The organism is Streptomyces canus (assembly GCF_001514145.1).
Taxonomy (GTDB): domain Bacteria; phylum Actinomycetota; class Actinomycetes; order Streptomycetales; family Streptomycetaceae; genus Streptomyces; species Streptomyces canus.
Window position 1 is genome coordinate 1 of sequence record NZ_KQ948700.1, and the last position, 8,961, is coordinate 8,961.

Here is an 8,961-nt window from a genome sequence, read left to right on the forward strand (position 1 = left end):
ACCGGGGTGCGGACCGTCGCCGAGCCCTCGGCCACGCCGTTCGCCGCACCGCCCGTGCGCTCCTCGGCTGCCAAGTTCGACCTCGACCTCTCGGTCGAGGAGTCGGCCGACGGTGAGGGGCGTCCCGCCGGACTCCGGTGGATCGTCCGCGCCGCGGCCGACCTCTTCGACCCCGAGACCGTGCAGCGGATCGCCGAGCGCTGGGCGCGAGTCCTCGAGCTGGTGGCCGAGACGCCCGAACTCCGGCTGCACGAGATCGAGGTGCTCACCGAGGCAGAGCGACAGCGTGTGCTGGGGGAATGGAGCGACACCGGCCTCGAGACGGTGGCCGGGCTCTTGGCCGACGGCCTCAGCCGGGAGGGGAAGCCGGTCGCCGACGCCTGCCTCTATGTCCTGGACGAGTACCTGTCCCTGGTCCTGCCGGGCGTGTCCGGTGACCTCTACGTCTCCGGCTCAGGCCTGGACGGCTTCCTGGGGCGTCCGGGCTTCACCGCCGCACGTTTCCTGGCCGATCCGTTCGCACAGGACGGACGGCGGATGTACCGCACCGGGGACCGGGCGAAATGGACCCCTGACGGGCAGCTGGTGCTCCTCGGGCGCGCGGACGAGCACGTCCAAATCCGTGGGTACCGCATCGCGCTCACAGACGTGCAGGGCGTCATGGCCGGCCATCCCGCCGTGCTTGAGGCCGCAGTGGTGGCTCACGAGGACGCCTCAGGCGACAAGCACCTGGTCGCCTACATTCTCCCCGCAGAGCAAGGCAGGGGGCTTGCCCATCTGACGCAGGCGCTCCAAAGGTTCACAGCCGCGCGCCTGCCGGAGCACATGGTCCCCGCGGCCGTTGTCCTGCTCGACGCGCTCCCGCTGACAGTCGACGGAGAGCTGGACCGCGAGGCTCTGCCAGTCCCCGACTTCGAGGCCGGCACCACCATCAGCCGAGGGCCGGCGAGCCCTCAGGAGGAGATCCTCTGCGGGGCCTTCGCCCAGATCCTGCGGCGGGACGGCGTCGACGTCGACGACGACTTCTTCGCCCTGGGCGGCCACTCACTCTCGGCCGTCCGGCTGCTCAGCCGGATCCGTGCGCTGCTCGGCGTGGAACTCCCGCTGCGTGCGCTGTTCGAGACCCCGACCGTGGCCGGTCTGGCCGCACGGTTGCACGGCGCAGGCGAGGCACGGGCGGCGCTGACCGTCCAGCAACGGCCGGAGCAGCTGCCACTGTCCTTCGCCCAGCAGCGCCTGTGGTTCCTCAGCCAACTCGAAGGCCCGAGCGCCACCTACAACCTGCCGGTCGTGCTGCCACTGGCGGGCGATCTGGACCGGGACGCGCTGGCAGCGGCCCTGCGGGACGTCCTGGAGCGCCACGAGGTGCTGCGCACGGTCTTCGCCTCGACCGAGGACGGGCCCCGGCAGCGCATCCTCACGGTGGGCGAGTTGGACTGGACGCTGGAAACGGTCACGGTCACCGAAGACGCCCTCCCGGAGGCCATCGAGACGGCCAAGTCCCACGCCTTCGACCTGTCCGCCGAGGGGCCGCTCAAGGCGTGGCTCTTCTCGACCGGCCCGGCCGCGGACGAGCAGGTCCTGGTCCTGGTGATCCACCACATCGCGGGTGACGGCTGGTCGATGGGCCCCCTGGCTCGTGACCTCGCGGCTGCCTACTCCGCCCGACTGGCCGACCGCGCTCCCGTCTGGAGGCCGCTGCCGGTCCAGTACGCCGACTACGCGCTCTGGCAGCGCGAGGTGCTCGGCGACGAGGACGATCCGGACAGTCTGATCTCCCGTCAGGTCACCTGGTGGCGCGAGACCCTGGCCGGTGCTCCAGAGGAACTGGAGCTGCCCTTCGATCGCCCGCGCCCGGCCGTACCAAGCCATCGCGGCCACAGCGTCGACCTGGAGGTCCCCGCCGAGGGCCACGCCCGGCTCGCGGCGCTGGCGCGCGCCGAGGGTGTGACCCTCTTCATGGTGCTCCAGGCCGCGCTTGCCGTGGTCTTCTCGCGCCTGGGTGCGGGCACGGACATCCCGATCGGCGTCGCGGTCGCGGGTCGCACCGACGAAGCGCTGGACGACGTCATCGGGTTCTTCGTCAACACGCTCGTGATACGGACGGACCTGTCCGGAGACCCGACCTTCCGCGAAGCGCTCGCGCGGGTCCGCGAAGCCGGCCTCGGCGCCTTCGCCCACCAGGACGTCCCCTTCGAGCGCCTGGTCGAGCAGCTGGCACCGGAGCGCTCCCTCGCGCGCGCCCCGCTCTTCCAGGTCCTGCTGACGGTGCAGAACACCACGCGCGCCTCGGTTGGCCTGCAAGGCATGCGGGCCGGGGGAGCGGCGGCCGCGTCCGTTCGAGACGGTGGCTCCACGGCGGCCAAGTTCGACCTGGACATCATGGTCAGCGAGGTCTTCGGCGCCGACGGCAGTCCGGCCGGACTGCGCGGGAGACTGACGGCGGCCACCGACCTCTTCGACCCCGCCACCGCGGAGTTGCTGGCCGAGCGCTGGGCCCGGGTGCTCGCGACCGTGGGCACGGACCCGGCCCTCCCCGTGCACGCGATCGACGTCATGTCGGCGGACGAGCGCGAGCGCGTGCTGGTGGGCTGGAACGCCACGGCGGCCGAGGTGCCCAGAGTGTCGGTGCCGGAGCTGATCGCGGCGCGGGCGGGGGAGTCGCCGGAGGCGGTCGCCGTCGTCAGCGGCGAAGTGGAACTGACCTACGGTCGCCTCGACGCCAGGGCCAACCGCCTCGCCAACCTCCTCGTCGAACAGGGCGTGGGCCCCGAGACGCTGGTCGCGGTCTGCCTGCCTCGCTCGGTCGACCTGGTGGTGGCCCTGCTGGCGGTGTGGAAGGCGAGGGGTGCCTATGTGCCGATGGATCCGGAGTATCCGGCGGACCGGATCGCCTACGTCATCGAGGACAGCCGCCCCGTCCTGCTGCTCAGTGACACCGCGACGCTGGCGAAGCTGCCGCGTGTCACCTCGCCCACCCTCGCCCTGGATGCGGCAGACGTCGCGGAACGGCTGGCTGCCACCTCCGCGGAGGCGCCGCCGATGCCCGTTGTGCTCGGCGGCCTGGCGTACGTGATCTACACCTCGGGTTCGACGGGTCGTCCCAAGGGCGTTGCGGTCGACCACCGGGCCCTGACCAACCTCGTCTCGGTGTTCGGTCCGGTCTTCGACGTCAAGCCGGACACGGGTGTGCTGCAGTTCGCCTCGTTCGGCTTCGACGCGTCGGTGCTGGATCTGACGGTCGCGCTGACCGGTGGCGCGGCGTTGGTTGTGGTGGGTTCGCACGAGCGGACCGACGCCCGGCTGCTGGCACAGGTGATCCGGCGCGGCAGGGTCCGCGCCGCCAGCGTCGTCCCCTCGCTGCTGCGCGTGCTGGAGCCCGGCGACCTGACCGGGGTCGAGACCCTGCTGGTGGGTGCCGAGGCGATCGACACAGCGCAGGCGCGGATCTGGTCGCAGGGCCGTCGCCTGGTCAACACCTACGGTCCGACCGAAGCCACCGTCATGGTCGCCGCCGGGGACGTGGACGCGGACCGCGGTGGCCTGGTGCCGTTCGGTGCGCCGATCGCCAACACCCGGATCTACGTCCTGGACGAGCGTCTCGCCCCGGTCGCCCCGGGCGTCGCGGGCGACCTCTACGTCGCCGGCGCCGGTCTGGCCCGCGGCTACGTCAACCGCTCCGGACAGACCGGCGAGCGCTTCGTCGCCGACCCCTTCGCCACCGACGGCGCGCGGATGTACCGAACGGGCGACCGGGCACGCTGGACCGCCGACGGCCAGCTGGTCTTCGCAGGCCGCGCCGACGAGCAGGTGAAGATCCGCGGCTTCCGTATCGAACCGGGCGAGGTCCAGGCCGTGCTCGCGGAGCACCCCGCCGTCGCCCAAGCCGCTGTCGTGGCCCGGGAGCTCACCCCCGGCGAGCTCTCCCTCGTCGGCTACGTCGTCCCCGACGGCAAGGCCACCGCCGACGGCCTGCCTGACGCGCTACGGGAGTTCAGCGCCCAGCTCCTGCCCGACCACATGGTCCCGGCGGCCGTGGTTGTGCTCGACGCGATCCCGCTGACCGCCAACGGCAAGCTCGACCGCGCGGCGCTGCCCGCGCCGCAGTACTCCGGCGGCGCCGAACGTCGGGGCCCGTCCAACCCGCGTGAGGCCGGTCTGTGCCAGGCGTTCGCCGAGGTGCTGGGCGTGCCGGACGTCGGCGTCGACGACGACTTCTTCACCCTTGGCGGGCACTCGCTGCTGGCCACCCGGCTGGTCAGCAAGGTCCGGGCGCTGATGGGTGTGGAACTTCCGCTGCGGACCCTCTTCGAGGCCCGGACCGTGGCAAAGACGGCAACTCGGCTCGGAGAGAAGAAGTCCGCCCGGCCCGCCCTACGACCCATGCGCAAGCAGGAGGAGTCCTGATGTTCCCGTTGTCCTTCGCGCAACGACGCCTGTGGTTCATCGGACAGCTGGAAGGCCCAAGCGCCGTCTACAACATCCCGGTTTCCATGCGTCTGTCCGGCCACGTCGACAAGGCCGCGCTGGCGGCCGCACTGCGGGACGTGCTGAAGCGGCACGAAGTCCTCCGCACCGTCTTCACCGTCGTCGACGACGAGCCCCACCAACACATCCTGCCCATGGACCGGCTCGACTGGCAGCTGCTCACCGCCGACGTGCCACTGGAGGAGCTCGCGGCGGCCGTCGCCGCCACCACCCGCCACGTCTTCGACCTCAGCACGGACATCCCGATCCGGGCCTGGCTCTTCTCCACCTCCCACGAGGACCACGTCCTGGTCCTCGTGGTGCACCACATCGCGGGCGACGGCTGGTCCATGGGCCCGCTCGCCCGAGACCTCGCCACCGCCCACGCGGCCCGCAGCGCCGGGCACGCCCCGGACTGGGAGCCGCTGCCCGTCCAATACGCCGACTACGCCCTGTGGCAGCGCGAACTCCTCGGCGACGAAGACGACCCCGAGAGCGTGATCTCCCGCCAGACCGCCTACTGGCGCCAGGCCCTGGAGGGCGCGCCGGAGGAGCTGGACCTGCCCTACGACCACCCACGACCGGCGGCCGCCGACTACGTCGGTCGCAGCGTGCCGCTGGAGCTGCCCGCCGAGGTTCACGCCCAGCTGGTCGAGCTGGCCCAGGCGGAGGGCGTCACTGTCTTCATCGTGCTGCAGGCCGCGCTCGCGGTCCTGCTCTGCCGGCTCGGAGCCGGCACGGACATTCCCATCGGCTCGGCCACCGCCGGCCGCACCGACGAGGCCCTCGACGACCTGGTCGGCTTCTTCGTCAACAACCTGGTCATGCGGACGGACCTGTCCTGCGACCCCACCTTCCGCGAGGCCATCGCCCGGGCCCGGGAGGCCGGTCTCGGCGCTTTCGAGAACCAGGACGTGCCCTTCGAACGGCTCGTCGAGGAGCTGGCCCCGGCCCGGTCGCTCGCCCGGCACCCGCTGTTCCAGGTCATGCTGACCGTCCAGAACAACGCCCGCACCTCCGGCGCGCTCGCTGGCCTGAGCAGCGGCGGCCCGGCCTCCGCCGAGGTCGCCGCGGAGGTGGCGGCCGGCCTCACCGCCGGCGCGGCGGTCGCCAAGTTCGACCTCGACTTCACCGTCAGCGAGGCCTTCGACGCCGCCGGAAGCCCCGCGGGCGTGCGTGGCCAGCTCACCGCCTCCGCCGCCCTGTTCGAACCCGAGTCGGTGCGGCGCCTTGCTGACCACTGGACCCGGGTCACCGCCGAACTGGCCGCTGACCCGCAACAGCGGGTCAGCCGGGTCAACGTGCTGGCCGCCGACGAGCGCGAACAGCTGCTCGTGGTCTGGAACGACACCGCCGCCGAGACCTCGGACGCCACCGTCGTCCAGCTCTTCGAGAGCCAGGCCGCCCGCACGCCCGAGGCCATGGCTGTCGACTGCGAGGCGACGCGGCTCACCTACGGCGAGCTCGACGCCCGCAGCAACCGGCTCGCCCGGCTGCTGCTGGAGCGCGGGGTGCGCCCCGGCGGACGCGTTGCTCTGGTGCTGCCGCGCTCCGCCGAGTTGCTGGTCGCGCTGCTCGCCGTGCTCAAGACCGGCGCCGCCTACATCCCCCTCGACCCGGAGTACCCAGCCGACCGCATCGCCTACGTCCTCGACGACACGGCGCCCGCGCTGCTGCTCGCCGACTCCTCGACCCTTTCCGGTCTGCCCGAGGGCGGCCCAGCCCAGCTGCTGATCGACGCGCCGGAAACAGCCGCTGCCCTCGACGCCCGTTCCGCAGACGCACTGAACGACGCCGAGCGAGGCGGCGCCTTCCGTGGCGACCTGCCCGCCTACATACTGCACACCTCCGGCTCGACCGGCCGCCCCAAGGGCGTCGTCGTCCCGCACGCGGCGCTGACGAACTTCCTCACCGACATGGGCCGCCGGTTCCCGCTCGACGAGAGCGACAACTGGCTGGCCGTCACCACGATCTCCTTCGACATCGCCGGACTGGAGCTGTACCTGCCGCTGATCAGCGGCGCCACGGTCGTACTCGCCCCTCGACGGACCGTCGTGGACCCGGCCGAGCTGATCTCCCTGCTGCGGCGCAGCGGGACGACGATCATGCAGGCGACCCCGTCACTGTGGCGGACCGTGCTCGCCGAGCAGACCTCGCGCGCCACCGGCCTCCCGCCGCTGCGCGTCCTCGTCGGCGGCGAAGCCCTGCCCGCCGAACTGGCACCGGAGCTGTACGCCCTCGGCTCGGCCACCAACCTCTACGGGCCCACCGAGACCACGATCTGGTCCACCGCCCGTGAACTCGGAGAGGCCGAGGGCCACAACCCTTCCATCGGCCGCCCGATCGCCAACACCAGCGTGTACGTCTTGGACACGGCCCTGCAGCCGGTGCCGATCGGCGTCACCGGCGACCTCTACATCGCGGGTGGTGGCCTGGCTCACGGCTACCTGGACCGGCCCGCGCTCACGGCGGAGCGCTTCACCGCCGACCCGTTCGGCATCCCCGGAACCCGCATGTACCGTACCGGCGACCTGGCCCGCTGGACCGCTGACGGCGAACTGGCCTTCGTCGGCCGTGCCGACGGCCAGGTCAAGATCCGCGGCCACCGCATCGAGCCCGGCGAGGTCGAGGCGCTGTTGGCCCGCCACGAGGACGTCCCCCAGGCTGTCGTCGTCGCCCGAGAGGACACCCCGGGAGACAAGCGCCTGGTGGCCTACGTAGTCGCCGGCGCCGGTGTCGCCGCGGTCGAGCTGCCCGCAGTGCTGCGCCGCTTCGCCGCCGACCAGCTGCCCGAATACATGGTCCCCTCAGCTGTCGTCGTCCTCGACGCGATGCCGCTGACCGACAACGGCAAGGTCGACCGCAAGGCCCTGCCCGCCCCCGACTACAGCGCCACCGCCGCCCGCCGCGAGCCCTCCACACTGCAGGAGGAGATCCTCAGCGGGGCCTTCGCCCACGTGCTGGGCGTCGCGAGCGTCGGCGTCGACGACGACTTCTTCTCCCTCGGCGGTCACTCGCTGCTGGCCACCCGTCTGGTCAGCCGGATCCGCGCTGTCCTCGGCATCGAGCTGGAGATCCGGACGCTGTTCGAAGCCCCGACCGTTGCCGGCCTCGCGGCCCGCCTGCGCGGCGCCGGCCGTGCCCGCTTGGCGCTCACCGCGCAGGAACGGCCCGAGCGGGTGCCGCTCTCCTTCGCGCAGGAGCGCCTGTGGTTCATCGACCAGCTGGAAGGCCCCAGTGCCACCTACAACATCGCCGGCACGCTGCGTCTCACCGGCGATGTCGACCGCGATGCTCTCGCTGCCGCCGTGCGCGACGCCATCGTCCGGCACGAAGTGCTGCGCACCGTCTACACCATCGCCGACAGCCGCCCCTACCAGCGCATCCTCGACCTGGACGAGCTGAATTGGCGGCTGGAGACCGCCGAACTCGCCGAGACGGAACTCCCGGCCGCCGTCTCCGCCGCCACCGGCCACGTTTTCGATCTGGCCACCGAGATCCCCATCAAGGCGTCGCTGTTCTCGACCGGCCCCGAGCAGCATGTGCTGGTCCTTGTGGTCCACCACATCGCCGCCGACGGCTGGTCGACGGGCCCGCTGGCCCGCGACATCTCCGCCGCCTACGCCGCCCGTGGCGAAGGCCGCGCGCCCGAGTGGACTCCGCTGCCGGTCCAGTACGCCGACTACGCGCTCTGGCAGCGCGAACTGCTCGGCGACGAAGACGATCCCGAGAGCCTGCTCTCACGCCAGGTCGCCTACTGGCGGCAGACCCTGGCCGGCGCCCCTGAGGAGCTGGAGCTGCCGTTCGACCACCCGCGCCCGGCGATCGCCAGCCACCGCGGCCACGTCTCCCGCTTCGCCGTCCCGGCCGAGCTTCACGCGCGCCTGGCCGAGCTGGCGCGCGAGGAGGGCGTGACGCTGTTCATGGTCCTGCAGGCAGCGCTTGCGGTCCTGCTCTCCCGGCTCGGCGCCGGCACAGACATCCCCATCGGTTCCGCCATCGCCGGTCGCACCGACGAGGCCCTGCACGCTCTCGTCGGTACCTTCGTCAACTCGCTGGTCGTGCGCACCGACCTGTCCGGCAACCCCACCTTCCGGCAGGTCCTGGCCCGCGTCCGCAGGGCCGGGCTCGGCGCCTTCGCCCACCAGGACGTGCCCTTCGAGCGCCTGGTCGAGGAGCTCGCCCCGACCCGTTCGCTGGTGCGCAACCCGATCTTCCAGGTGACGCTGACGCTGCAGAACACCGAGCGGGCCTCGCTCTACCTCGGTGATGTGCGCGTCGGTGGCACCTCCGGTCAGCTGGGCGAGGCCACGGACGCCAAGGTCGACGTCGACGTCGCCCTCGGCGAGTCCTTCGATGCCGACGGCCGCGCGGCCGGCCTGCACGGCGCCGTCACCGGCGCCGCCGACCTGTTCGAGCCCGAATCGGTCGCCCGCCTGGCCGAGCGCTGGGTCGCGCTGCTCGACACCGTCGTCGGCGGACCCGACCAGCACC

2 protein-coding genes are annotated in these 8,961 nt (G+C 72.2%); both read left to right on the forward strand.

Annotated elements, in window-relative coordinates; translation table 11 throughout:
* On the forward strand, positions 1-4,407 hold a 4,407-nt coding region (locus AQJ46_RS50925), incomplete at its 5' end, for a non-ribosomal peptide synthetase (RefSeq protein ID WP_159064287.1).
* The coding region (locus AQJ46_RS50930) for a non-ribosomal peptide synthetase (protein WP_159064288.1) at positions 4,407-8,961 on the forward strand (4,555 nt) is incomplete at its 3' end. The genes AQJ46_RS50925 and AQJ46_RS50930, both read left to right, overlap by 1 nt.